General features: G+C 41.2%; 21 protein-coding genes. 7 read left to right on the top strand and 14 right to left on the bottom strand.

The window, feature by feature from the left end:
• Positions 1-61: 61 nt before the first annotated feature.
• The gene (gene nspC, locus QQK00_RS10415) at positions 62-1,201 is read right to left on the bottom strand and encodes a carboxynorspermidine decarboxylase (protein WP_284217594.1); all 1,140 of its coding nucleotides are present in this window, start codon (positions 1,199-1,201) and stop codon (positions 62-64) included.
• A gap of 317 nt (positions 1,202-1,518) precedes the next feature.
• Between nspC and QQK00_RS10410 the strand changes: the two genes are divergently transcribed.
• The gene (locus QQK00_RS10410; RefSeq protein WP_284217445.1) at positions 1,519-4,278 is read left to right on the top strand and encodes a PQQ-dependent sugar dehydrogenase; all 2,760 of its coding nucleotides are present in this window, start codon (positions 1,519-1,521) and stop codon (positions 4,276-4,278) included.
• A 51-nt stretch (positions 4,279-4,329) separates the two neighbouring features.
• On the opposite strand, the gene QQK00_RS10405 is transcribed toward QQK00_RS10410, so the two are convergent.
• The 3 genes from QQK00_RS10405 to QQK00_RS10395 form a co-directional block, all read right to left on the bottom strand.
• Positions 4,330-5,532, bottom strand: a complete 1,203-nt coding sequence (locus QQK00_RS10405; RefSeq protein WP_284217444.1) for a saccharopine dehydrogenase family protein — start codon at positions 5,530-5,532, stop codon at positions 4,330-4,332.
• Positions 5,533-5,669: 137 nt separating this feature from the next.
• A complete protein-coding gene (locus QQK00_RS10400; protein WP_284217443.1) occupies positions 5,670-6,086 on the bottom strand; it encodes a hypothetical protein in 417 nt (138 codons plus the stop codon).
• 74 nt (positions 6,087-6,160) lie between these two features.
• Positions 6,161-7,132, bottom strand: coding sequence for a 1-aminocyclopropane-1-carboxylate deaminase/D-cysteine desulfhydrase (locus QQK00_RS10395; protein WP_284217442.1), 972 nt, complete (start codon positions 7,130-7,132; stop codon positions 6,161-6,163).
• A 120-nt stretch (positions 7,133-7,252) separates the two neighbouring features.
• Here QQK00_RS10395 and QQK00_RS10390 point away from each other — a divergent pair, with 120 nt between their 5' ends.
• Both QQK00_RS10390 and QQK00_RS10385 read left to right on the top strand, forming a co-directional pair.
• Entirely contained in the window at positions 7,253-7,759 is a 507-nt protein-coding gene (locus tag QQK00_RS10390) for a chalcone isomerase family protein (protein WP_284217441.1), read from the top strand.
• Positions 7,760-7,771: 12 nt separating this feature from the next.
• Positions 7,772-8,329 (top strand): DUF3833 domain-containing protein, encoded by a 558-nt coding sequence (locus QQK00_RS10385; protein WP_431307726.1) that lies wholly within the window; start codon positions 7,772-7,774, stop codon positions 8,327-8,329.
• Between the two features lie 116 nt (positions 8,330-8,445).
• On the opposite strand, the gene QQK00_RS10380 is transcribed toward QQK00_RS10385, so the two are convergent.
• From QQK00_RS10380 to QQK00_RS10365, 4 genes are all read right to left on the bottom strand, one after another.
• Positions 8,446-9,984, bottom strand: coding sequence for a serine hydrolase domain-containing protein (locus QQK00_RS10380; protein WP_284217440.1), 1,539 nt, complete (start codon positions 9,982-9,984; stop codon positions 8,446-8,448).
• A gap of 108 nt (positions 9,985-10,092) precedes the next feature.
• Entirely contained in the window at positions 10,093-10,998 is a 906-nt protein-coding gene (locus QQK00_RS10375; protein ID WP_284217439.1) for a helix-turn-helix domain-containing protein, read from the bottom strand.
• 228 nt (positions 10,999-11,226) lie between these two features.
• On the bottom strand, positions 11,227-12,603 hold the full coding sequence (locus QQK00_RS10370; RefSeq protein ID WP_284217438.1) for a sensor histidine kinase: 1,377 nt from the start codon (positions 12,601-12,603) through the stop codon (positions 11,227-11,229).
• Positions 12,604-13,287, bottom strand: coding sequence for a response regulator transcription factor (locus QQK00_RS10365; RefSeq protein ID WP_284217436.1), 684 nt, complete (start codon positions 13,285-13,287; stop codon positions 12,604-12,606). It lies immediately after the preceding gene.
• 513 nt (positions 13,288-13,800) lie between these two features.
• Between QQK00_RS10365 and QQK00_RS10360 the strand changes: the two genes are divergently transcribed.
• Positions 13,801-16,458, top strand: a complete 2,658-nt coding sequence (locus tag QQK00_RS10360) for a PAS domain-containing hybrid sensor histidine kinase/response regulator (RefSeq protein ID WP_284217435.1) — start codon at positions 13,801-13,803, stop codon at positions 16,456-16,458.
• Between the two features lie 11 nt (positions 16,459-16,469).
• Positions 16,470-17,369: a GGDEF domain-containing response regulator gene (locus tag QQK00_RS10355; RefSeq protein ID WP_284217434.1), complete on the top strand. Its 900-nt coding sequence runs from the start codon at positions 16,470-16,472 to the stop codon at positions 17,367-17,369.
• A gap of 63 nt (positions 17,370-17,432) precedes the next feature.
• Here QQK00_RS10355 and QQK00_RS10350 read toward each other — a convergent pair whose 3' ends face one another.
• From QQK00_RS10350 to cobB, 6 genes are all read right to left on the bottom strand, one after another.
• Positions 17,433-18,050: a DUF952 domain-containing protein gene (locus tag QQK00_RS10350; protein WP_284217433.1), complete on the bottom strand. Its 618-nt coding sequence runs from the start codon at positions 18,048-18,050 to the stop codon at positions 17,433-17,435.
• A 46-nt stretch (positions 18,051-18,096) separates the two neighbouring features.
• Complete coding sequence (locus QQK00_RS10345; RefSeq protein WP_284217432.1) at positions 18,097-19,155, bottom strand: ferritin-like domain-containing protein; 1,059 nt, start codon at positions 19,153-19,155, stop codon at positions 18,097-18,099.
• A gap of 15 nt (positions 19,156-19,170) precedes the next feature.
• Positions 19,171-20,868 carry a GMC oxidoreductase gene (locus tag QQK00_RS10340; protein WP_284217431.1) on the bottom strand — a complete coding sequence of 566 codons (1,698 nt, stop codon included), beginning with the start codon at positions 20,866-20,868 and terminating at the stop codon, positions 19,171-19,173.
• Between the two features lie 3 nt (positions 20,869-20,871).
• Positions 20,872-21,381 (bottom strand): hypothetical protein, encoded by a 510-nt coding sequence (locus QQK00_RS10335; protein WP_284217430.1) that lies wholly within the window; start codon positions 21,379-21,381, stop codon positions 20,872-20,874.
• A 137-nt stretch (positions 21,382-21,518) separates the two neighbouring features.
• Positions 21,519-23,732, bottom strand: coding sequence for a catalase/peroxidase HPI (katG, locus tag QQK00_RS10330; RefSeq protein WP_284217592.1), 2,214 nt, complete (start codon positions 23,730-23,732; stop codon positions 21,519-21,521).
• A gap of 274 nt (positions 23,733-24,006) precedes the next feature.
• Complete coding sequence (gene cobB / locus QQK00_RS10325) at positions 24,007-24,783, bottom strand: Sir2 family NAD+-dependent deacetylase (RefSeq protein WP_284217429.1); 777 nt, start codon at positions 24,781-24,783, stop codon at positions 24,007-24,009.
• A 161-nt stretch (positions 24,784-24,944) separates the two neighbouring features.
• Here cobB and QQK00_RS10320 point away from each other — a divergent pair, with 161 nt between their 5' ends.
• The gene (locus tag QQK00_RS10320) at positions 24,945-25,337 is read left to right on the top strand and encodes a hypothetical protein (protein WP_284217428.1); all 393 of its coding nucleotides are present in this window, start codon (positions 24,945-24,947) and stop codon (positions 25,335-25,337) included.
• Between the two features lie 6 nt (positions 25,338-25,343).
• Positions 25,344-26,018 (top strand): YjbF family lipoprotein, encoded by a 675-nt coding sequence (locus tag QQK00_RS10315; protein ID WP_284217427.1) that lies wholly within the window; start codon positions 25,344-25,346, stop codon positions 26,016-26,018.
• Position 26,019 lies beyond the last annotated feature (1 nt).

The following is a 26,019-nucleotide window of genomic DNA, read 5'->3' as shown; positions in this document are numbered from 1 at the left end:
AGCCGGAGATGTTTCTCCGGCTTTTTTTTATGTCTTAATGCTTACTTCGCTACTGATAAATTTAAGACAACTTATCCTTAAAATCTTTATATGCGAATTCACGCACTATTTCGACATTACCATTTTTTTTAATCACATAAATTGCAGGATGTTGTACGCCGTTAAAAAATGTTGTCTTTACCATAGTGTAGTGAATCATGTCTTCGAAAATGACTTTGTCACCAATGTTGAGAGGTTTGTCAAAACTGTAGGCTTCTAGCATGTCGCCTGCTAGGCAAGAGTTGCCGCCAAAACGATAGGTATATGACTTTTCTTGCGGTAAACCGGCACCTGTAACCGTAGGCCGATAAGGCATTTCCAATACGTCTGGCATATGGGCCGTTGCTGAGATATCTAAAATCGCAATGTTGCCTTGGTTTTCAACAATATCAACGACTTCAGATACCAACACACCAGTTTGCCAAGCCACTGCCGAGCCGGGTTCTAGGATAATATGTAAGTTGGGGTAGCGTGCTTTGAAGGCTTTTAGGGTGTGAATTAAATGCTCGACATCATAGCCCTCTCGAGTAATTAAATGCCCACCACCTAGATTTAGCCATTTTAAAGTGGGTAAATATTTGCCAAATTTATTTTCAATGGCTAGTAGTGTTCTCTCTGCTGCATAAGAGTCGCATTCACACAGGTTATGGCAATGAAACCCGTCAATACCAGATAAATCTATATTTTCAAGGTCTTCAGCAAGTATGCCTAAACGCGACCCTGGCGCACATGGGTCATACAAGGGAGTATCTGCTTCTTGATTTTCTGGGTTAATGCGCAAACCCGCAGATACGCCTGCCTTTTTAATTTGCGCCTGATATCGCTGCCATTGCCGTAAGGAGTTAAACGAGATGTGGTCAACAAGATCCACTAACTCGTCTATGTCTTGTTGCTTATAGGCAGGGGAGTATACATGCACATCACTGCCTATTTCCTCACGGGCTAGTTTGGCTTCCCAAACGCCACTCGATGTAGCGCCTTTTAGGTACTGCTTTACTAGGGGGAAGGTAGACCAAGTCGAAAAGGCTTTTAAGGCCAAAATAATATCAACCCCTGCTTGTTTTTGCACATAGTCGAGTAGCTTTAAATTGGCCTCTAGTTTTTCTTCTTCGCAGACGTAACAAGGCGATGGAAGGTCGTCATAAAGTGTGTTGTAAGTCATGAATTGAAAATACATTAGTATCGCATTATTAAATTCTACCATTGATTTTTGCGTATAACAGGTTGCTAGTATAAATATTGATAAGGTGTGTGATAAAATACTAAGCTAAATTTTAGGGATACTATCTTGATGTAAAAGTTTAGCCTCGACGGTTTGTTGATATATGTAGGCGCTCTGTTTATCTGCCGTAACAAATACAATGCTCGGAATCAACACACCTATTAGAGAAGCAACCAGTCTAGGATATTTTTAGAATAGTGTACTTATACGTAACTGATGTTATATCGATAACATACGTTTAATTTTTAAGGTGTATATTGAACAAATTAACTACTGCTCGAAACTTTGCTTTTCTATTACTTTTAGGAATTCTATTATTACAATCTTGTGGCAACTCTGAGAAGAATTCAGTTTCACAAACTGCCGCACCTGAATTACCATCTGTTGTAAATCAAGTGCCTGTTTTGAATATTAAAAGCGAAGATCTTTCATATTATGTAGACACTGAATTTTCTATTCAACCGTTTGCGCAAGAAGGTAAGTTTACAGATCCTGAAAATCAAACTTTGACCTTCGACGTAAAAATATCGCCTGAAGTAGACTATATTCAATTCTCTGATGGCGTATTATCTGGAGCGGTACCTTCAGCATCGTCCTTCGATATTACACTTTCGGCAACAGACGACGGCGGCTTAACTGTTTCAGACATGTTCACGCTTTCAATTTTGCCAAATAGTGCTCCAGTAGTTGCCTCTCCTATTTCTAATCTAAACACCTTCGTAGGTGCCTCTTTTACACTTGATGTGTCACAAGACAATACGGTGTTTTTTGATGCTGACAACGAACAACTTACCTACAGTGTGGAAGTAAGTCCGGAATTAAAAATATCCCAAGTAGACGGTTCACATTATACGTTCGAACCAACTTCAGAGGGAATATATAAGGTATTGATTAAAGCGACTGATCAAGCTGGTAAAACTGCCACTCAAGAATTTACTTTATCCATAGATGAGGCTGCGCAATGTCATTCATTTGGCCTTCCTTCTATTTCCAAGAATTTGACGCTTGAAAATGCTTTTGATGATCGCAAATTTGGCGTACCGACTGAATTGGTTTTTGATGGCAGAGATGCAATTATTGCTTCTAGGAATGGAAACATTGTAAAAGTTTTTGAGGATGGCTCGGGTAAACTCTTAGGCCGTTTAAGCAGTGAGCTAGGTGTAATAAGTATAAATGATTTGGAAGGATCTCAGCAGGCTGGGATTACTTCAATTGCGCTTGCCCCTACTTACATCGGGAATTATATATTTGTTGCAGTAAATGGTCGAGACTCCGGGTCTGATGAAGTATCGAGTCGGGTTGTTAGATACGAGTATACTGGAGACTCTATCGTTGTCGATAGTCGGCAGCTTGTATTAGAAGTTAAACAAACGACGGTTTGGCATCACATGGGTAAATTACTGTTTGGCTCGGACGGTTATCTTTACGTAGGTTTGGGTGATGGTGGCGCGCGAGTAGGGGATAAATATGGGCAAGGAGCGCAAGATTTAAACGATTTACGAGGTAGTATTCTCCGCATCGATGTTTCTGAATTGCCTTACAAAATTCCATCCGACAATCCATTTGTTGGTATGAATGTCAAACAAGAAATTTTTGCGTATGGGCTAAGAAATCCATGGAGATTTAGTGTTGATAGTCTGACAAACGAGATTTGGATTGGGGACGTTGGTTCGTCGAAGTGGGAAGAGATTAACGTGCTTAAGGCTGGCGCAAATTATGGTTGGCCTTTTTACGAAGGAAGAGAAGAGTTTTTGTGTCCAGATTCTGGCTGTGACGAGAACAGCGTAGAATTTCCCGAACACCAGTATTCAAGAGATCTTGGCGTAGCAATTATTGGCGGTTTGGTGTATCGAGGGGAGGCGATTCCTGAGCTGTATGGTAGCTATATATTTGGCGACTATGTGAGCAAAACAATTTATGCGCTTAAGCGTGGTTTGGGAGGTGAATACGAAATAGAAGCTATTGCAGGCCAAGGCCCAGGGCTGGGGCCAGCTTCTTTTTCAGCAGGGCCGGACAAGGAGCTTTTCTTCGTTCAAAGAAACTCAAATATTTTCAAATTAGTTCAAGGTGCTGAAACTGCTCTGAGCGAAAAACAGATACCTGCATTTTTATCAGATTCTGGATGCGTCAACATGTTGTCCCCTTTTGATGAATTTGGGCAAGTATACGCTTACGATGTCAATGCTCCACTTTGGTCTGACAATGCTGACAAGCATCGGTTTATTAGTCTACCTGAAGCGACTAGTGTCAAAGAAGTTGCTGGGCAATACAGTTACCCCAATGGCAGCGTCTTAGTTAAAACCTTTTCATTTGGCGGTAAACCCCACGAAACTCGACTAATGGTAAAGCATGGTGAAGGCTGGGGAGGATATACGTATCGCTGGGATTGGGATAAGTATGAAGCCAATTTGTTATATGATGGATTTACAGAAAAATTGGAAGATGATTTAACTTGGAGTTACCCTTCTAGAAGTACGTGCTTTCAATGCCATACAAGTGTTGCAAATCGCGTGCTTGGATTTGAGCCTATGCAGTTGAGCAAACGTACTGAAGACGGTAACAATCAGTTGAATCATTTAATTAACGAAGGCATTTTAGACTCGGAATCAATTAGCATGCCTAATAACATGCTTTCGAATATATCAGATACTTCCAAATCATTGACTGAGCGTTTTAAGAGCTACGTAGACGCAAATTGTTCGTTTTGTCATCAACCTAATGGGCCAGCTTCATCAGACATAGACTTTAGATATGCGACGCCCTTAGTGGATATGAATGTTTGTAACGTAAATGCGGAGATTATGCTACAAGATCATCCCAGTGTTTCAAAAGTCATCGATACCAGCGACTTTACTAATTCGGTTGTCTATTGGAGAGTAAATACTAATGGAAACGGAAAAATGCCGCCGGTTGGAAGAGAGCGTATCGATGAAGAGTTTGTTGAGCTGGTAAAAAATTGGCACTTAATCGAGGCCGGTGCGTGTGCTTCAGTCGCAGAACAGAATATGCCAAAGTGAATGAGTTCCGTCTTATGATAAAGGCGGAACTAAATCTTGTGGTGTAAGCGTTTACTTAGTAAACGGACTCTCTTCACACTCGATCACATGCCAAGGTAAACCGTGCTCGTTTAACATATTCATAAACGGGTCTGGGTCAAATTGCTCCATATTCCACACACCCGCTTTGTGCCACGTTTTATTGAGCATAAGTGCAGCGCCGATCATTGCCGGCACCCCTGTGGTGTACGAAACCGCTTGGGCACCAACTTCTTCAAAGCAAGCGGCATGATCGCAATTGTTATAGATAAAAATTGTTTTCTCTTTTCCGTCTTTTATACCGGTAATGTAGGTGCCAATACAGGTTTTGCCTGTATAGCCGTCAGCCAATGAACCAGGATTAGGTAACACTGCCTTCAAGAACTCTAGCGGTACAATTTGCTGACCTTGGAATTCAACGGGTTCAATACTGGTCATGCCGATACCCTCTAGCACCTTTAAGTGGTTTAGGTAGGCATCACCAAAGGTCATCCAAAACCGCGCGCGTTTGAGCGTAGGGAAGTGTTTCACTAAAGATTCTAGCTCTTCATGGAACATTAAGTAAGATGCGCGTACCCCAATGTTTTGGTAATCCAAATCTTCTCTTACGCTAAGCGGGTCAGTTTCTTTCCATTCACCATTTTCAAAATAACGGCCACGCTGAGTGATTTCGCGGATGTTTATTTCAGGGTTAAAGTTAGTCGCAAAGGCCTGACCATGGTCGCCACCATTGCAATCGACAATATCTAAATAGAGAATTTCATCAAAATAGTGTTTGGCAGCGTATGCGGTGTATACGTTGGTTACGCCGGGATCAAAACCGCTGCCAAGCAATGCCATTATGCCAGCTTCTTGAAACCGTTCTTGATACGCCCACTGCCAAGAATACTCAAATTTCGCTACGTCTTTGGGTTCGTAGTTTGCAGTATCCAAATAGTCAGTTTTAGTCGCTAAACAGGCATCCATAATGGGTAGGTCTTGATAGGGCAAGGCTAAATTGATGACTAAGTTAGGTTGTACTTGAACAATAAGTGCTTCAACTTCATCAGCGTTATCGGCGTCTACAGAAAACACCGCTTTTACGCGGTCGTTGCCAACGTCTTTCTGTAGCGCTTCACATTTCGATAATGTGCGGCTTGCTAAGTATATTTCATCAAAGAATTCGGTTAAGCGGGCGCATTTTTTGATGGTGACAGAGGCAACGCCACCTGCACCTATGATCAATACTCGAGACATGTAAATTTTCCTTCTAACGCAATATGAATGGCGAGCTAATGTCGCTGGCGATTATCGGGCAGATAATACCAGTGTACCGCTTTTTGTGTACAGTGAGATTTTATGTATTTGTCGAATTAGTCCACGGCGAATAAGCGTTAATCTAAAAAATTACAAGTAAATGGTGAGCTTAGTTCTACGGTGTTATCTCTGAGTGTATATGGATACAGTGTGATGGTGTTATTGCCAGAAGAGTCCGTAATACTGATTACCAAGGCATCACTTTCATTGCCGTTTGGGTTGGATACTGTAGCTGCATATACAAGTATACCTATTGTGTTGGATGCCGTTAATCGAACGTTAGATATTTGGTCTTGCAACTCTTCAATCATACCCGCTTGGGCACTTTCTCCCTCAAACTGACTAAATACGCATTGTACATCGTTATCTATAGACACGACCGCAAACGGAAATAACTGGGCGGATTTAGCAAGCATGATTTTGCATAAATCTAGTGCAGAATAAATAAGATTTGCGTAAGGAATGTTTTCTTTTAGCATCATATTTTGCTTCACGTAAATACACCTAATTACTGTATGGCTTTCCTAAAATAACGGCAGCTTAGTACAAAAAGTTCAGTGTTTTTTTGCTATTTTTTTCTGTTTCCTTGCATTCCACCGGTATGCAAAATACAAACTTTAGTATTATCTTTGAAGGTATCGTCTTTAAGTAATTGATTCAGCGCATAAAAGCTCTTTGCATTGTAAACACTGTCTAAATCAATACCTGTTTTTTGTGTAAAAAACTCCGAGAAATTTAAAAGTGTTTCCGATACTTTTGCGTAGCCGCCATGATGAAATTCTTCATGAACACGCCAAAAGTTAGAATGCTTGTCATTGTGAAGCAAGGATCGAATCAATTCATCGTGATAACCCTTTCCTTTTAAGACACTGATGCCGTGCACATGCATGAGATTTCCTGCTTTTGTGTATTTGTGATTGATTGCGTGTATTAAACCGGCCATTGTACCGCCGCTACCCACCGGTAATAGCAAATTACTTATATTCGCTATGCTTTGCAGTTCGCCAATAATGCTAGCCACGCCTGACAAGGTATCAGCCGATGTGCCACCCTCTGGAATGACGGCATTTGCATGAAGTTTGTTTTTAAGTGTTTGTATATATTCATGCTCATTGCGACGCGCATATTCCAATTTATTTACGTAGATTATGTGACTGTTCCAACGTAATAAATCATCAATCATTGGTGTTGTGTGTTTTGAATAGTCGCCTCGAATAATTGCAGTGCACTGTATGTTAAGTTTGTTGCTTACATACCCCAGTGCATGGAGGTGGTTTGAATAGCCGCCGCCAAAACTCGCGACGTGTCGCCAGTTTTCTTTTATAGCCTGGGTAATGATTGGCGATAACTTACGCCATTTATTGCCGGATATGATGGGATGAATTAAGTCATCTCGTTTTACCCAAACCTCTCTATTTCGATGGTGGGTGTTGTTGTGCTCGTCATCGTTATACCTTGGCCACACGATTTTTTGTGTTTTAGATGGTAAGGATATGTTAAGTGCGGTTTCTATTTCTGTTTGAAGAGAATGACGTTTCATTAATCACTTATTAAATTTTTACCCAGTGTTGGTGATAGTGAGTAAAGGTTAATTAACTTTAATGATCTATTATCCCCTTTTCATGCGTTAATAGTAGAGATTTTCTAAGAGGTACTACTCATGCGTTACATTTTCATCGTTTTTATTCTTCTATTCTCTCAAGGTGCAGATGCAAAAGCTTACGTTAAATATATCGAAGCGCCACAAACTGTCGGGAAAACGCGATTAGAGGTGTTATTTTGGGATATTTATGACGCTGAATTAATCGCACCCAGTGGTGATTGGTCGACAGAGAAGCCTTTTGCATTAAGGCTTACTTACTTGCGTGATTTTGAAGGTAAAGATATAGCGAGTCGTTCAGTCGATGAAATGCGAGAACTTGGTATGCAAGACGAACGTAAACTCGCTAAGTGGTTTCAACAAATGCAGCGTATTTTTCCGGATGTAAAAGAGGGGAATTCGATTACCGGCATATACAATGAAAGCCAACATAGTGTGTTTTACTTTGATGACGAAAAGGTAGGCGTTGTTGAAGATCCAGAATTTTCTAAATGGTTTTTTGATATTTGGTTATCAGAACAAAGTTCTGAACCTAAGATGCGCAAACAGCTACTCGGTATCAAGTAATTGGAGACAGGGATGAAAGAAACGCGTCATTTGCATACTTTGATAATGGGTGGCATCGTTGGTTTCTTGCTTACTTTTTTAAGTGCATGTTCGGTATCGATAAAAGGTGAAGGTTACCAGAACATGGCTCCTACCTTTGAACTAGAAGCGTTTTTTGACGGTAATGTCAAAGCCTGGGGCATAGTTCAGAATCGACGCGGCAACGTTGTTCAGCGCTTTACTGTGAACATTAACGCATACAAAGATGACGACAAACTGATACTAGACGAAGTATTCGACTATGGATTAGGTGAAGGCCCCGCATCGCGAGTATGGACATTGACTAAGGCCGAAGATGGCACATACACTGGCGGCGCAGGTGATATATCGGGTATCGCCATTGGCAGGTCATACGGTAACGCGTTTAATTTCGTGTACGAAATGGACCTGCCTGTAGACGATACAACGTACAAGGTTAACTTTGATGATTGGTTTTGGGCGTTTGATTCGTCAACTATGATGAACCGCTCCTATATAAAAAAGTTTGGTATTGTCATGGCAGAAGTCACCATTTTTATGCAGAAACAATAAAACGCTAGTAAAATATTATTTTATAGGCACTAAAAACTTCCACCAAGGAACTCAGTGGGGTGTTTTAGGTAATTTAGGTGAACTCTTTGTAAATAAAGAGAACTTAGACATGTATGCTATTCGATGACTTTGATATAAACTACGTCAGACACGTTCAGGCTTTCAATTTCTTTACCCTCATCTAATTTGAACGAGAGAATTTGTCCAGTTCCCGGCGTCATTTCAATCCTAACGCTGTCCTTTTTAGGGTATGCGGTTGATACAGCACTTAAATTTCCACTCGACACTAAAAGGTGCTCATTGCTTTTACCTACGGTTATCTTGCCATACAATTGGTTACTGTATGTGCCCATATAGTTCGCTAAGGGCTGAGTGAGTTGATACTGTCTTTCTGCTTGACGCTTTTTTGCGTGTTGCAGCTGTTCTCGTCGTTTTACAATTTGCTCGGCGAGCTGCCTAATGTCTTTCTTAAGTGTATTTGAGGCATTAGCGTCATTGGCCAGTTCGCTATAAATATAGCGCGACAATACGGAGGCTAAGCGAATACCTATGGCGTCTTCATTCGTGAATATTGCAACACCTACTTTTTTAAGCGGTAGGTACGATATGTGTGAACTACTGCCAGCAAAACTACCAAAATGGTGGAGCATTAGATCGTTTTTTTCTCCATATTGTCCACCATAGAACCCCAAGCCGTAATATTTACGCTTAAAGCCAAGAAATGTTTTGTCGACTTCAGTTTCAAATTTTTGCGTTGCTAGTACAGCCTTGGCTGGCAGCACTTGTCGCATACCGACTTTGCCTTGTTCTATTAATAGTTCTAACCACAGTGCGGCATCATTGGCACTCATGAGCACGCCACCAGCAGATTGCATTGTATTGTCTTGCTTCTCTAGTTTAATTTGCGATACACCACCTACATTAAGCTGATGTGGTCTTGCCATTGACCATCCGTTAGCGTTTGCTATTGATACGTAAGCCGTGGTTCGAGTCATACCTGCTTTATCGAAGATTTCTTTTGCGACAATATCTTTCCAGGAGCGGCGTAGCTTTTTATCTGTCAAAAGCGTGAGTATGTTGAAGTTATAGTTTGAGTACTTAAAAGAACCACGCGGCTCATCTTGGTTATTCTCAGTGAATGCCAAGGCATCCCAAAGTTGTGAAGGCGTATGGTTTCCTGTGAACGCTAGCCGGTGCGCAATCGGTGCATTCTTGATGCCAGAAGACTGAGCCAACAAGTGTCTAAGTGTGATTTCATGTGTTTCAATTTCCGGCTTAAAAGGTGCGTCTGGTGCAAAAGATGCTATGCTCGTATCCAAGTCAATGACGCCTTTTTCGTGTAAGTTTGCCATCGCTAAAGCGGTGATCGATTTTGTCGATGACGCTATGTAAAACGCCGTATCGCCTGATGTAACCTCTCGAGTATTGACGCTTGTGATCCCAAACCCTTTTGAAAAGACAAAATCTTCAGCGTATACAGAGACAGCAATTCCAGGCACTTCCGGGATTTTTTGCATTGCTAAGACAATGTTTTCCTCGACCGTTTGATGTTTGCTCTGGGGGATTTGCTTATGTAGTTGAGTAGAAGAGCAAGCGGAAAATTGTATTACTGCTACGATCGCAAGGGGTAAAAACGTTGATTTGAATTTGAACATCTTAATTCGCACTGTTTGTTGACGTCCCAGAACAATATATGATTTAAGTGAGTGCAGGCGTATCAAAATCTAATAATGATGCTCAATTTCAAAAATGAGCATATTTTTTTAAAGGTTACGTAATACTCGTTTTCTGAATTCTCCGGCCGCCATACCGGTCTCTAGTTTAAACAGTCGATTAAACGTAGCGAGAGAAGAAAATCCGTTATTTAACGCAATTGTCATTATTGGGACACGTGCCTGTTGTGGATCTGACAAGGCGAGTTTGACATGAGCGATTCTATAACCAGCCAAGAATGTAGAAAAGTTCTTATGCCCCAAACCTTGGTTGATGATCACTCGTAGCTGATGTTCTGGAATGCCCACATTTTCAGCTAGTGCGCTCATCGACAAGTTATCATTTAGATAAATCTGCTCTTCTTCTATTAACGTCATTAAACGACGGTAAGCAGCTTTATCTTTGTCATGAATATTCAATGCATTGTTTTTACTTGGCTGATTGTCTAGTTTCACGTCAGAAGAAAACTTAAGAACCTCTTCATTAAAATTAGCTAATAAGAAAAGCAATACAGACACGCCCAAGAATTCGGCGAATAAATAAACAACAACTTGCCTCTCTTCATTAACGGTATATTCAGCGACAACATTTACTGATATTAAAAAAATGGGTAGGGCACAAAGCCAAATGCGCGCTTGTCGTCTTAAGTCTATGAGGTCATCTTTAAATCCAGCTATACCTGTCCAGATTACATGTAACACAATGACTACCATGATTGGCATATGAAAATGCCAATAGAATGAAGAGATATGGGGGAGGACATCGACGTGTGTTAAGAAGTACATCAAAGGTATTGCGGATGAAACTAAAAGAACAAGTACACTCGTGAGATTAAATCTATATTTATCGCGCATTAACGACATCGCAAATAGCCAAGTAACGCCTGCACTAAAAGCGCCAAAAAATTGTCCAACAAGTTCAAAGGACCGATCTGGCGGCAATTGTTGCGGCAGCATATCAATACGATTTCCAATCGCGCAAACAATCAATATGATCAGCAAATATTTGGAAGAACTTGTTATCTTTGTCTTAAATGTAAGCGCCGCCATTACGCATAGGAGAGTAATTGTTACCACGGTGATTGTGTATACTAGGTTAAGCATATAATTTGCGGTCTAGTATGGTATTTAGCCGTCTATACAGGCAATGCAGAATAGTCAAATCGAGCCTTGATATCATTCGAGTTATTCACACGGAATCGTAATTTTGCAGTATAAGCCTGAGTCGGCAATATGAGATTTAGCAAAATGCATTTCTCCTAAATGCAACGAGACAACCGCTGACACAAGCGATAAACCTAGGCCATTGCCTGAGCTACTTCTGCTTTTGTCTTCTCGGTAAAATCGACGTGTCAATTTTGCTAGCGCCGTATCGTCAACGCCGATACCCGTATCGGATATAATAAAGTTTACTAATGTCTTGTGCTTGCTAAGTTCGACGGTTATACGGCCGCCCTGAGGTGTAAATTTACTCGCATTATCAATAAGGTTGGCAAATACTTGAAAAATTAAGCTTCTATCGCAAAACGCAAATACTTCAGCATCTATATTAGAGACCAATTCTATGCGCTTGTCTTCTAATATTGGATGATAGAGGTCAATAGCATCTTCTAACACAATACTCACGTCGCCTAATTTGAAGCCGCTACGTTGTGCGTTGTTTTCGATGTAAGTGATTCGAAGTAAAGAATTAAAGATTGCTAATATGTTGTCACATTCTGCAATAAGGTGATGTTTTACATCTTGTTCCTGTAAATCTTCTAAGTGTGTTTTTAAACGGGTTAGCGGCGTTCTTAAATCATGAGCAATGTTATCAGATAGTGAGCGTATACCATTCACTGACTGCTCTAATTTGTCGAGCATGTGGTTTAATGAAAGGGTTAATTTACTTAAATCATCCCACTCGCTTTCTACGTATAAGCGTTCGCTCAGCTTACCTGATGAAATAATCTCGTCTGCGGTATCAGATATTTTATTGATGCGACTCACCACATAATATGCAACGCCAATACTGAGTATCGATATAATACACACAATGATTATCATGACCCACGAAGACGCCTGTGCTAACCATACGGCAAATTCATATTCTTGAACGCTTCGTGCGATTAGCAAGTTATCTTGATTGGAAAACGCCATGATCATGGCAAGGGCGGTTTGTTTACTATTTTTACTGTCTGTTAAATGCGATTGTCGCACACTTACTTCAATTTCTAAGAGACCATTTCTTATTTTTTCTACATCCGATGCCGGCCAATGCTGAAGGTTTCCCGAAACAAACTCGCCATCGCCACTTTTTAAATAATACAAAAAGTCATTGTTTCGATCGCCTAGCCTTTCCTCTAAAGCATAAATGACGGCATCTTGTCCTGCAGAATTGTATAAACTTCTAAAACCACCTATATCCGCTAATATAGCGGCTTCAGTTTCTCGTATCAGTAAGTCATCGTTCGCCACTGTTAACACGTAGGTATTGAATGCCACGCCAATTGACAATAAGAAGGTAAAAACGAAGCTAACAAGAAAGCTAGAACTCTTCGAATATGCTTGAATAGCGCGCATTTACGTATCGCTTACGGTGAATCGATAGCCTGCGCCTCTAATGGTTGAAATCATGTGTTGGTCAAAGCCTTTATCAATTTTGTTTCTTAGGCGGCTTATATGCACATCAATAACGTTGGTTTGCGGGTCGAAATTGTATTCCCACACTTTCTCTAACAGCATTGCGCGTGTGATAACTTTTCCTTCATTCAACATTAAATACTCAAGTAACTTAAATTCTTTTGATTGAAGATCTATCTTCATATTGCCTCTTTTGGCAGTCCGCTCTATGAGATCAAGTGTTAAATCACCTGCGACTAACTCTGTCGTTGTTTGTGTTTCATTAGGGCCACGGCTCGCCAAAATTTCAATTCGCGCAAGTAGTTCTTCAAATGCGAATGGCTTGGTTAAATAGTCGTCAGCGCCAGCTCGTAGCCCTGTTACTCTATCTTCAACTGTATTCTTTGCGCTTAAAAACAAAACGGGTGTGGGTAAATCATGCGCTTTTAATTCATCTAATACTGCTATCCCTTCCATTTTAGGCAGCATTCTATCCAAAATAATAACGTCGTACTGCCCGTTAAGCGCAGCGTGTAAACCACTTTCTCCGTCGCTTTTATGATCACAAGCGTGTCCGGCTTTTTGTATGCTTTTTACAATAAAGTCCGCTACGGTAGGTTCATCTTCAATCAATAAGGTTTTCATAGTGCAACGATAGCTAAGTAATTCTGAATTGTCAGGTTAAAATACTGTAATTATTCAAAAAAGGAACAATCATAAAATGAAAGCATGAAAAACGTCATGCCAATGTCACAATATGTTCAAGTTCACGCGCTAAGATTAACGCCTCGTATTAAAGAAAATTCATACCCTCTATATTGGAGCTGAATTATGGAGCTACATCGTGCTAAAAGGGGTTAGCAAAATTCTTCGTCTTTCGCTACTGATTGTGATGCTTATCGTATTGGTCGTATTCGTTTATCGAATTGCTAATTAAGCCGCCATTTTCTCTCTTACCGCTAAACTCCTTTGCTTGATGCAATATGCTGGCGGTGACATACTTGTCGCTATTGCCATATCAATTTTTTAGTATCTATGTCTGTATCCATACAGATTTTTTAGAAGCGTTCCGATAAATAGGATGCGGGAGCATAGCTACATGGGCTAGCGAATACTCAGATTTGGATATGAAAAACATTACAAAATAATGGAACAACAATGACTAGTCGACCTGATGGCGAGCAAACTGAAAAGCTCGAGTTTTTATTAAACGCAATAATTGATGCGACACCAGATCTGATTTTCGCCAAAGATAAAGACTTCAAATATATCGTCCACAATAAGGCGTTTGCCAGTTTAGTCGGATGTTCAAGCCAAGATCTGACTGGTAAGTCGGATGATGAGATATTTTCAAATGATGAGTCTGTGCAACGCATACGAGCGGCAGATCAGCGTATATTGGATTCTGGTGAAACAATCTGTAATCAAGAAACAACAGTGGCACCTGACGGCAAAGTCGCAAAGGTAGATACGCTAAAAGCGCCTTTTTACAATGATGCAGGCGAAATGCTCGGGTTAATTGGTATTTCGCGAGATGTTACTAAGCGTGTTGAAACAGAAGAGGCCTTGAGTGTTGCGCGAGATAAGGCGGAGGCCGCTAATCAGGCTAAGTCAGATTTTCTGGCAAAAATGAGCCATGAGATCAGAACACCAATGAATGCTGTTATCGGACTTAGTCAGTTGCTTCGGAAAAGTCATCTAGATGTAGAGCAACGAGATCATGTTAATAAAATTCTGAATTCTGCAGAAGTACTGCTTAGTCTTATTAATGACATTCTCGATTTTTCTAAAATCGAAGCCGAAAAATTAGTGCTCGAGCGCGAGCCATTCAATTTGTGCAAGGTGTTGAATCGAACAATCACCTTGTGTGAATTAAAAGCAATCGAGAAAAAGTTAGAATTTGTCTTAGATATCCCAAGCGATTTACCTAGTTGCGTTATGGGAGATCCTAATCGTTTGCAACAGGTTTTAGTGAACTTAGCAAATAATGCTATTAAGTTTACTGAGTTTGGGCATGTGGTCATTAAATTGGCAGTGATTGAAAGTAATGGTGAGCAATGTTTATTGCGTTTTTCCGTTATAGACAGCGGGATTGGGATGTCGCCAGATGAGGTGCAACGGCTGTTTGTTGCCTTTGAACAAATAGATAACTCATTAACGCGAAATTATGAAGGTTCTGGACTTGGCTTGGTCATTTGCAAGCAAATCGTAGAAATGATGGGGAGTCAAATAACGGTCAGTAGTGAAAAAGGTCAAGGTTCCGTATTTTCATTTGATATTACATTAGATGTGGTTGAGTTGGGGCATTGCAAAGAACCTAGAGATATCGATTTGTCAAGTATTAAGGCCTTGGTTGTTGATGATAGCCTTGTGGCCAGAAATATTTTGACTGAGCAATTAGCCGAATTGGGTATGCAAGTTGATGCGGCTGGTTCAGGCATCGAAGCACTGGCTTTGGTTGAGCAAGCGAGTCAAAATGCGAACGGGTATGAATTAATTCTGATGGATTGGCGCATGCCAGAGATGGACGGTATTGACGCTGCAAAGCGAATTAAACAGCACTTAGGTGATAAGCATGTACCTGCAATTTTATTGTTGTCTGCATATGATTTAGATGATGCGAAAGAGCAAGCTGGTCCTTTCCATATTGACGCCTATTTAGAAAAACCTATTACGCCTCAAACCTTAGTCGACACCGTTTTAGTCAGTTTAGACAAAAATACCAATGACGCAGCAGTCGTTGATGATAGTTGGCAGCCACAAGGTCATTCTCCTTGGGATGCTGAGCAATTTGATCTTTCAGCAGCCAATATTTTATTAGTAGATGACAACAGTATTAATCGCAAAGTAGTGTGTGGATTTTTAGCTGATACTAATGTGTCCATTGATGAAGCCCTGGACGGCGAGCAAGCGCTCGAAAAAATTTATCAAAATCAATATGATCTAGTCTTGATGGATATTCAAATGCCCAAAATGGATGGGTACACCGCTACTAAAATAATTAGAGAGCAAGCTCGCTTTGATAAATTACCCATTATTGCTATGACAGCGCATGCAATGGAGTCGGATCGTGAACGTTGTTTAAATGCTGGTATGAATGGTCATTTACCTAAACCAATTGATGCGTATGAACTAACAAGTACGCTGGTTCAATGGATTGACGGAGCTAGTGTGCGCGCCCCCGTTGTGGAAAAGCTACCAAGGGATGAAAACTCTCAATTTATTCAACAGTTAGATTGGATACCGCAATTAAGTGTCCAAAAAGCGCTGGATCGTTGTCAATATAACCAGAAGTTGTACTGTAAGCTAGTTAGAGATTTTAGTGTTGAAAACGATCAAATAGTGCTCGAACTTAACAAAGCTTACAACGAAAAAGATATGAGTTTGCTGTTTTTAAAAGTGCATAGTCTAAAAGCGAGTCTAGCATACATAGGCGCATTCTCGATGTCGAGACAATGTGCGGTATTAGAGCGTCTTATTAGTAAGCATTCCGATTTTACCAAAGAACTCAAACAACTGGTCGATGAACTAGTTAAGTTAAACAAGGCGATCGCACATATTTTAGATGCAAGTGAGTTCGGCGACAAAGCGCAATCCGTCGAAGAGAGTATGCCAGAATTAATAAAAGAACTTTTGTCCTTGTTGGAGAACTCTGACTTTCTAGCTGAAGAAGTATTGTCTCGTATTGTTAAAAAGAGTGTAAATACTGATTATGCTGAGTCAATGTTGAAAATCGCGAAATTAGTTGAAGACATTGAGTTTGAAAAAGCACACGACTTATGCCTTCAAGTAATATCCCAAGTTACGAATAAGTAGTAGGTAACATAATGATAAATCGAACCTTGCGAATATTAATTGTAGATGACGAAAAACCGAATTTAATGGTGCTGAGTAGCCTTTTAAAATCGGAGGCGCAAATTAGTTTAGCAACGAATGGGCAAAGCGCACTTGAAAAAGCTAGAAGCCTTAAACCTGACCTGATTCTTTTAGATATCGTATTGCCTGATCAAAATGGTTTTGACGTGATAAAAGAGCTTAAAGCTAGTAAGGCAACTCACGCGATCCCAGTCATGTTTATCACTGGTTTAGGGGATGTGTCTAGCGAAGAAAAAGGCTTCGATCTTGGCGCTTGCGATTATATTCATAAGCCTTTTCATTTGGGAATTGTAAAAGCTCGGGTGAAATTGCATTTAACCTTAGCGCGTCAACGAATAATGCTTGAAGAACTAGCAAATGTTGATCCATTAACGGCGATAGCTAACCGACGCAAGTGTGATCAGCATGTGCTGGCACAATGGACTGCGGCTTATCGTAAGCAATCTAGCATATTGATTGCCATGGTAGATGTGGACGAATTCAAACTATATAACGATGAATATGGCCATGACCGCGGTGACAATGCGCTTTCTTTGGTTGCGAAGGCGTTAAGCGAACAGCTGCATCGTTCAGGCGATTTTGTTGCTCGTTATGGTGGTGAAGAGTTTATGATAGTGATTGCCGACACAAACATTACGGGCGCACGTACCGTTATTGACAATTGTTGTAACGCTGTGCGGGCGCTGGAATTGGAACACAAATCTAGTCATCATAGTGTTGTGACTATTAGCGTTGGCGCACTTGTGATCGAACCAGAACAACAACTGCCTAAAGCTGCTATCAAACAAGCGGACGATTTGTTATATAAGGCGAAAGCGTCTGGACGAGACAAAGTCTGTTGGAATGATTAGCGCCTATTGATGTCTCCAGATGAGCTTTTGCAAATGCTCATCTGAAGTACATAGTGGATACGACTAAATTGAAATGTTGAAATTACCGTCTGCATTTTTGGCGATGGGAACTATTTTTTCAACAGCGCTCATATTGAGTGGACCAAAGATGTGTGGATAAAGCCCGCCTGTCGCAGGCTCCCATTTTACCGGTACGCTAATTTTATCTACTGCAAGCACGACGACTAGGGGAGATTCTACTGTTTTGTAATATTTGTTTGCTACTCGGTTTAGTTGTGCTCTGGGACTGGCGTGAATAAAACCTTCAGTGTCGAGACTGTCTCTAATGAGTTCACCTGTTTCATTTGCGTGGTTAATTTCAGCTTGTGATGAAAGCAAGTAAATGAATGGGTTTAAAATGCCGTCATACATGCGAACGAACATTTTGCTTATTGCTTGTTGTTCGTCACCGCTATACAAATAGTCTACTCTGAATTCACCTTCCAGCTTTCCATTCATGCGCGTTTGAGAAATAATGCTTATTTCTGCCTGTACCAACCAGCTTGACGTCGTTAGCCATACGGGAATATCATCGAAAAAGATGCGACTTCCATCTTTGCTAAAACTGTAAGTACTACCGACGTTTAGTTCACTGTAACTGTCACTGCGTAATATCGAATTGAATTCTACTCTAAAGCCCATTGCCGTTCCTTTTAAAATTAAACACTGAAGTACGTGTGGTCTTTTGTTACTCTACCCATTCAAATGAAGGCGCGCCTGTTTCACTTTGAGGGTCTTCTGGGTTTATCTTCATCTTTGCCATTGTTTGCGCTATTGGTGTTAAATCATGCATACCATTCATTATGGCATTGTAAAGTACATGGGGGTTACCGGCATATGCGTCTTCTATTTGTTGCAACATTAAGGTATAAGCTGAATTAAATTTTATATTTAACAAAGCTAAATCTTTGTTGTTAACAAAGTCATCCTGTTTACAGTTTGATTTTACTGGGTAGACCTCACCGTAACTAACAGCAAAGCGTTTGCCTGTCGGTGGTTTTAAGGGGTCGTCGTCGTCATTATATTCTTGTTCATAATATATTTCGTTGAATTTAAAGAAGTGCGCTAATTCTCGTGTTTGACCAAATTCAACATCATCTTCATCATACAGGCTGACGCCAGCCCCTTCGCCTTGTTCGATGATTTCATTTAGCGCTTTGTGTGCGCTCGTCAGGTCGGTCACTGCGACAGGTTTGCCGCCGCCTCGCCAAAAATACGTTTCAGTAATTTGCTGGCTTGCGTCTTTAACAAATAGCGGTTCGTCGTGCGTTTCACATAGTTCATGCAGTGCATCTAGTTCTGCCAAAATGGTGTTATAGAATTCACCGATGCTATAACCTGCGACGTTTACATCTTCTTTTACATGCAGGCTTTCATCTAATGGCGGCATATAGTCTGGCAACTCAATCCGCCTGAATGTGTTGACTGATTGTTTTGAGAACCTTGCTAAATCGATATAAAACTCTCGACCTTTAAACCCCAACGCGCAAGGGTATTTTGGGAGGTTATCTTTGGTAAATGTTACTTTACCACCGATGGCAACCAATACATTTGCAGCTAAACATAGATGCAACATTTCTTCCATAAATACGCTACGAATAGCATTTACGGCTTTTATATTGGTCTTTGGGCAAATTGAAAAATATGCCGTTAAATAAGGCGGCAATGTACTTAGTTCAAGTGTAATTGCCGTTTGTAATTTTGCATGAAGCGCGTCACGAGCGCTTTGGATCTTAGTTTTGCTCATTGATTTACGTCCTGTTTAATTTGCTTCATGAATAGCGATGTTGTTACCTGCTTCTGCTTGTCGATTGGGTAACACGTTTTCATTTATGTGATGCGCTAATCGTAGGGCCAGACTAGTGAGCGTCAATGTTGGATTGACAGCGCCCAAACTTGAAAATGAGCTGTTTGAGCAAATAAATAAGTTTTCTACGTCAAATACTTTCAGGTTCTTATCTACTACGCCTTCACTTGAAGAATGTGCCATACGGGTAGTACAAGCCGCATGGTCAGCGCGCCATGAAATTGTCTTTAGTTTTGTATTGTGTGCGCCCATCGCTGTAAAAATTTTATCAATCTCTGTTTGGATTTGCGCAATGCGAACTTCAAAATCAGGTCCTTGATCAAAGTTGATTGCTGTTTCTTGTAGGCCAATATGATTGCGCTTACTCACGTTGCTTAATCGATTGTCTCGCTGACTGAATATTTCGACGAGTGCATGAAGTTGCAGTTTAGTCTTACCTGTCAATTCGTCTCTTATCACGTTTAAGGGTTTACCATTTTGCATCTCTTGCGCTAGCTTTACGCCGATACTGGAAGGCGGGTTTACAATAATGTACTTGCCTTCGCTTTGTTCTTCAGGGCTATCGAAATGACGAGACACCATGGTTGGAAAGTCCATTTCGGGTATTAAGCCAAGCGGGTTTTCAGGCAGCTCTGCTTCAAACATGAGATAAGGGTGGGTGATTAAGTTACGACCGACTAAATCCTTATCATTTCCTAGCCCCTTGGGCCAAAAGTCATTTTGGGAACGCAACAGTATTTTGGACGATTCTATTGCGCCGGCGGCTAAAATAACCAAATCGGCATGCAAGGTCTGAGTTGCGTGCTGATCAATATTCTTATCGATATAATGTACCCCTGAGACCTTGTGTTTGTTTGTCATTATCAACGATTCAACCGCGGCATTGGTAATGATAGAAAAGTTGGGGTAATCATAAAACGTTTGAATGTCATCTAAATAGTTTGCTGCCGCATAGCGCGCGCCAAAAGGACAATATTTACAAGTGCCTGTGGTTTGACATGGCGGGTGGGTAGATTCAGAAGCTGTTAGACCGTGACGCGCAATTGGCATGTGGCTATATTTTATACCTAGCGACTGCATAGCCTCTATGCTGGGTTTATCTTCCAGAGTATAAGGGAAAGCAGGGTATGGATACGCTGCGCTTCTTGGGCTCGTGGTATCATTTGAATCACCAGATACACCGATGTAGTGCTCTGCCTCACAGTAAAACGGCTCTAGGTCAGAATAAGAGATAGGCCAATCGATTAGGTCGTAGTTTCCTGATAGGTGTTGCGATGTTTTGGCAATACGTGTTTTGAGTTCAAAATCTTCGGGTTTTAGTCGAAAACTCCACCCGCCCCAGTGAACAGTTGAGCCGCCATACATCAATAAGCGAGAACCTTGCATGGGTAACATTGTTTTTCCAAGACTTTCGTTTTCACCTGCAGTATCACGGTTAGGATAAGCAAAATCATGATAGTAGTCGTAGGGCATATTTCCAGTAACTAAGTAGTCTTGATGCAGCGCAAAGTCTCGCATTTTCATTTTTCCACCCGCTTCGAGCATCGTTATTTTCGCGTTAGGATGTTGTTCTAGTATTTTTTGAGCAATGGCCGCGCCTGCAACACCAGAGCCTATTATCAAAATGTCATTAGGCGTGTTGTTTGATGTCATGATTTATATGTCCTTTTTGCTGTCTTCGTCGGTGTGATCTGAAAATATGCGATAAGGTGCTTTGCCTTCAACGTTGCCGCCATTGATGTAACCTAATGCGTTTTTTGCGCCAAATGACTTAAATCCGCCAATAGATAAGGCTAAGGTGATGAATTCGTTTGATACCATTTGCCTAGCTCTTGCGAGGCGAGTGTTTGCCGGTTTTATTGCCGCTTCAGGGGACGTTAATAGGTGAATTGTGCCGTTGTGCTTGCCAAACTTTTGATTTAGTTCATGAATAACGCAGGCTGCATTTTTGTATTCAGCGTAGTAATTTAAGTTTATTTTCATCCTATTTTGCATAAACACGAGTAGCTGAGATTTAGCGCCAGACGTGGGCATTGCTAGCTCCCAATAGTCGAAAATACACGAAAGCAATTGCCACATTGTTTCGAAAGTGTCGGCATCTAAGTTCAGGCTTTCTTCAATATAAGGGTACGGGGTTTCGATATCGTAGGTTTCGGATGTATCCATGTGAACTCACTTATAGTTGTCAAATCAACATTACTATAAGTGCCCTAGGCAAAACTTATGCCTAATTGGAAGGCGCTGTGTAAGATGTGAAGTACCTTTTACTTACTAAAAGGTACTTCTGCACAATAGATTTATATTTATCTATCTAAGTTCATCACTTTTGTCCACGCGGCGGTGAAGTCGTTGATAAATTTTTCACCCGAATTGTCGAAAGCATATACTTCTGCAATGGCGCGTAATTCCGAGTTAGAGCCAAAGATAAGATCTACGGCACTGGCTGACCAGATTTGTTTACCGGTTTTACGTTCGAAACCAAAATATACGCCATCAGTTGAAGACTTCTCCCAACGCGTAGACATATCCAAGAGATTAACAAAAAAATCATTAGACAACACTCCCGGATTGGTCGTAAGTACACCATGCTGAAGCCCGCCATGATTTGCATTTAAGACGCGCATCCCCCCGATCAGGACAGTCATTTCCGGCACACTTAGATCCAATTGGTCTGCTTTATCAATTAACATTTCTGTCGGGCCTTTGTAATTATTTTTAGTGTCAAAATAGTTGCGGAAACCATCGGCATTAAGCTTCAATAAATTAAACGAATTAATATCTGTTTGTGACTGTTTAGCGTCAGTTCTTCCTGGTATAAATGGCACCTCTATTTTATACCCAGCGTTTTCTGCGGCTTTTTCAATGGCGACGATACCTCCTAAGACAATGACGTCAGCCAAAGATACCTGTTTGCTTGAACCGAGATTCTTATTTGTCTTCGATTGTATGTTGCGTAAAACATCAAGTACTTTTGCTAATTCCTTAGGGTTATTAACTGCCCAATCTTTTTGAGGCGCTAAGGCAAGCCTTGCGCCATTGGCACCGCCACGCATGTCTGAGTCTCGATAGCTGCCTGCTGACGCCCATGCTGTTCTGACCAATTCGGGAACACTTAAGCCAGTGGCCAATATATTTTGCTTAAGCCCCTGAATATCTCGTTCATCGACTAATTCATAGTCAAGTGCTGGCACTGGGTCTTGCCAGATGTGAATATCGTTAGGTATGTCATTGCCTAGGTAATTAGTTATTGGTCCCATATCTCGGTGCGTTAGTTTGTACCATGCTTTGGCAAATGCCAACCTATATGCCGCTGGCTCGGCCAAAAAACGTTCGGCAATTTTTTTGTATTCAGGGTCGAATTTGAGTGCCAAATCAGCGGTTGTCATGACTGGTGGGTTATATTTACCTTCAACGTGTGCGTCCGGAACTACTTTGTGCAGCGACTCATCGGTTGGGATCCATTGAGTTGCACCGGCAGGACTTTTTGATTGTTGCCACTCAAAGTTAAGTAGATTGCTTAGATACAACGAAGTCCACCTAGTTGGGGCTTGAGTCCACGCGCCTTCCAAACCACTAGTAACGGTGTCTTCTGAATGACCTTTACCGCAGGTATTTTCCCAGCCCAGTCCTTGTTTTTCAATACTTGCTGCACCAGGCTCTGGCCCGACACAGTCTTTAGGCTTATGTGCACCATGCATTTTTCCGAAGGTGTGACCGCCTGCAATGAGTGCTAAGGTTTCTTCGTCATTCATTGCCATGCGCCCAAAAGCAATACGAATGTTTTTTGCTGAGCCAATTGGGTCAGGAACGCCGCGAGGGCCTTCTGGGTTGACATAAATTAAACCCATATGGGTCGCGCCCAAAGGTCGTTGTAATTTACCGTCTTTTTCATGCCTGTCGCTCGCAAGCATTTCTACTTCAGGTCCCCAGTACACCATATCTGGTTCCCAATCATCTGCGCGCCCGCCGGCAAAACCATAGGTTTTGAATCCCATATTTTCTAAGGCAACGTTTCCTGCTAGCACGATCAAATCAGACCAGGATAGCGCCTCGCCATATTTTTGCTTAATTGGCCAAAGCAATCGGCGAGCCTTATCTAAGTTACCATTGTCCGGCCAGCTATTTAATGGATCAAAGCGTTGTTGTCCGCCGCCAGCGCCGCCTCTACCGTCGAGTGTTCGATATGTACCAGCCGAATGCCAAGTCATACGAATAAAGAAAGGGCCATAATTGCCGAAGTCTGCTGGCCACCAATCTTGCGATGTGGTTAACAGTTCATTAATGTCTTTTTTTGCTGCGTCCAAATCGAGAGACTTAAATGCCTCTGCGTAGTTGAAGTCAGCCCCATAAGGGTTTGAGCGGTGATCATGATCTCTTAATGGGGAGAGATCTAATTGATCTGGCCACCAGAATTGATTAGATTTTGCATGCCCAACGACATACTTGCCGCTACCTTTGGCACCTGAAGGCTTTGATATTTCATCAGACGCATGGCCTGAAGCGCCCAAGAAAGACATACTTATGACTGCGACTAAACTAGAAATTAATTGTTTGTTATGCGTTTTCACTTTATAGCTCCTCTTGTTTTTTCTTGTTTGGCATCCTGTACAAGAAAAAAGGGGTAAATTTACCGTCAGCTGATAGAACGGCAAACGCCGACTTAGGAAAATTAACCAGTAAATGTAATGTGGCTTCAGTGTCGATTGGCCACATTTACAGCTTAGTTAAGAGGGGGGAGGTGTTAAAATTGATAAATCCTATCAATTCAATCGGTTTGTTAGATTGAACTATTTAAGTCGAAATACAGCTTTGTACTTGGCTGACAAATTCGCAAACGATTTCTGATGCTTTACCATAGTAGCTCTCAGCAAACTCAGTATTTACATTACTGGGCTCTAAGTTAAGTTCTAGGGTATGTGCGCCACATTGATTTGCAAAACTTACAAATCCTGCGGCAGGGTATACATTCCCTGACGTGCCGATTGAGACAAACAGATCACAATTATAGATATGAGATTCAATTGCATCCATGTGATATGGCATCTCACCAAACCAAACAATATCGGGTCGCATCGCGTTTGCGGGTTGGCAACACGAGCACAAAGTATTGGCATCAATAGTTTCACTTGTATTGACTGCTTTTCCGGTGGTAATGCATTTAGCTGAGGTGAGCTCACCGTGCATATGAAGTACATTTATACTGCCACCCCTTTCATGTAAATTATCTACATTTTGCGTTACGACGATGCAGTGATTGCCGAGCTGAGCTTCTAATTTACCTAAAGCGATGTGTGCGGCGTTTGGTTTGACGTCTTTGCTTAAGAGTTGTGTTCTACGTTCGTTATAAAAGCGGTAAACTAAATCCGGATTCTTCGCAAATCCTTCTGGTGTCGCCACTTCTTCAATGGAATGATTTTCCCATAAGCCATTGTTGTCACGAAAGGTTTTTAAACCCGATTCCGCAGATATACCTGCACCGGTGAGGATGACGATTTTAGGTTTAGGTATCGCCTTAACTACTTCTAAATAGCGGAATTTTTTAACATGATTAGGGTTAGTAGTGTCCATAAAAAGTCAACAGTTAATTGTTCGCAAAATATGCAAATAAGTCTTTGAGATTTTCATATTATCGTTTAAAATTTTGTAATGCTTTCGAAGAGCATGGGTAAGGATTTAAGTGGTTTAGTGTAAGCATCTACTAGACAAATAACGGGTAATGGAGTTGTACAATGACCAAAATTTTAAACCTCAAAAACAAAATATCGTCTGTTCTAGCATTTTGTACGTTATGTTTCGTGGTTTCCACCGCCAATGCAGCTGATGTAGCTAAAGGCGCTTCAATAGCGAAAAGTGTATCAAGTACAGTAAAAGTAAGCAATATCGTACGACCAAGTGCGGTAGGTAAAGGGATTGTCGCCTCAATAGTTTCAAATGGACGAGGTTCGTCAAACCTTGAACTAGAAGCTAAAAGTGATAAATCTTCAAATAAAGCTAGTATTAGTAACAGTTCTCAACCTACGTTAACCTTATGTGGTGGTCAATTGATTGAAGGTTTGTGCTTGGGTGGAGGCTTTTTACCTGGGCGTTACGTACCACCTACGGTGACTACTACAGTTCCATAGTCAAAGATGTTAAAACAGTTTGCTTGCGCTGCTCTAGCGCTTAGCACCTTGTCTTGTTCGAGTTCCTATCTCATTCATGTTGATGCGGTAGGGGCTTTGTTCAAAGAGCAAGAGCCACTTTCTCTTGATGTTGTAAAATCTTCAGAAGTAGATCTACTATCAGTCCTAATAGACGACCGGCCTTTTTCGAATGTTGCATTAGCTTTTATTGAGCAATCTAAAAGGAAATGGATGTCTAATGATGGTGTTTTGCTTATTGAGGAAAATGGCCGATTAGTGAGGACTATCGGGTTTAGTATTTCATTAGTACATTCGTTTTCACCTCAAAAAGATCCACTAATTGACCCTCAATCTATAAGCAGTCTAACTAAGTGGCACCGCAGAGTTGACGTCGACAATGGGCAGTACGGTCTTGAGTTACTTTCTACATTTAGATTGGAACCAGGGGCTTCAATCGAGCTTTTTGACAATCATCTTGATGTTTTTGTTGTCTTTGAGGATATTCATCTGGGCTCTGAAGAAACCCTTTTGTTTACTGATAGAGGTTGGACCAATATATACTGGTTCCATACGGTGTCAGGTGAATTGGTCAAAAGTTCTCAGAAGTTCCATCCTGATGGCGATAACATAACATCTGTTTATGCAAGTCGAGTTGCAAGAGCTTTAAATAAGGTAGAGTAAC

The organism is Agaribacter marinus (assembly GCF_030160655.1).
Classification (GTDB): Bacteria; Pseudomonadota; Gammaproteobacteria; order Enterobacterales; family Alteromonadaceae; genus Glaciecola; species Glaciecola marina.
Note: the sequence above shows the minus strand (reverse complement) of the source record. Positions and strands in the feature narration are given on the sequence as shown.

What these genes read in the sequence shown, in the direction of transcription:
- nspC (WP_284217594.1), bottom strand. Translation starts at nt 1,201, where the DNA reads ATGACTTACAACACACTTTATGACGACCTTCCATCGCCTTGTTACGTC.
- QQK00_RS10405 (WP_284217444.1), bottom strand. Translation starts at nt 5,532, where the DNA reads ATGTCTCGAGTATTGATCATAGGTGCAGGTGGCGTTGCCTCTGTCACC.
- QQK00_RS10395 (WP_284217442.1), bottom strand. Translation starts at nt 7,132, where the DNA reads ATGAAACGTCATTCTCTTCAAACAGAAATAGAAACCGCACTTAACATA.
- QQK00_RS10390 (WP_284217441.1), top strand. Translation starts at nt 7,253, where the DNA reads ATGCGTTACATTTTCATCGTTTTTATTCTTCTATTCTCTCAAGGTGCA.
- QQK00_RS10385 (WP_431307726.1), top strand. Translation starts at nt 7,772, where the DNA reads ATGAAAGAAACGCGTCATTTGCATACTTTGATAATGGGTGGCATCGTT.
- QQK00_RS10380 (WP_284217440.1), bottom strand. Translation starts at nt 9,984, where the DNA reads ATGTTCAAATTCAAATCAACGTTTTTACCCCTTGCGATCGTAGCAGTA.
- QQK00_RS10375 (WP_284217439.1), bottom strand. Translation starts at nt 10,998, where the DNA reads ATGCTGCCGCAACAATTGCCGCCAGATCGGTCCTTTGAACTTGTTGGA.
- QQK00_RS10370 (WP_284217438.1), bottom strand. Translation starts at nt 12,603, where the DNA reads ATGCGCGCTATTCAAGCATATTCGAAGAGTTCTAGCTTTCTTGTTAGC.
- QQK00_RS10365 (WP_284217436.1), bottom strand. Translation starts at nt 13,287, where the DNA reads ATGAAAACCTTATTGATTGAAGATGAACCTACCGTAGCGGACTTTATT.
- QQK00_RS10360 (WP_284217435.1), top strand. Translation starts at nt 13,801, where the DNA reads ATGACTAGTCGACCTGATGGCGAGCAAACTGAAAAGCTCGAGTTTTTA.
- QQK00_RS10355 (WP_284217434.1), top strand. Translation starts at nt 16,470, where the DNA reads ATGATAAATCGAACCTTGCGAATATTAATTGTAGATGACGAAAAACCG.
- QQK00_RS10350 (WP_284217433.1), bottom strand. Translation starts at nt 18,050, where the DNA reads ATGGGCTTTAGAGTAGAATTCAATTCGATATTACGCAGTGACAGTTAC.
- QQK00_RS10345 (WP_284217432.1), bottom strand. Translation starts at nt 19,155, where the DNA reads ATGAGCAAAACTAAGATCCAAAGCGCTCGTGACGCGCTTCATGCAAAA.
- QQK00_RS10340 (WP_284217431.1), bottom strand. Translation starts at nt 20,868, where the DNA reads ATGACATCAAACAACACGCCTAATGACATTTTGATAATAGGCTCTGGT.
- QQK00_RS10335 (WP_284217430.1), bottom strand. Translation starts at nt 21,381, where the DNA reads ATGGATACATCCGAAACCTACGATATCGAAACCCCGTACCCTTATATT.
- katG (WP_284217592.1), bottom strand. Translation starts at nt 23,732, where the DNA reads ATGTCTTTCTTGGGCGCTTCAGGCCATGCGTCTGATGAAATATCAAAG.
- cobB (WP_284217429.1), bottom strand. Translation starts at nt 24,783, where the DNA reads ATGGACACTACTAACCCTAATCATGTTAAAAAATTCCGCTATTTAGAA.
- QQK00_RS10320 (WP_284217428.1), top strand. Translation starts at nt 24,945, where the DNA reads ATGACCAAAATTTTAAACCTCAAAAACAAAATATCGTCTGTTCTAGCA.
- QQK00_RS10315 (WP_284217427.1), top strand. Translation starts at nt 25,344, where the DNA reads ATGTTAAAACAGTTTGCTTGCGCTGCTCTAGCGCTTAGCACCTTGTCT.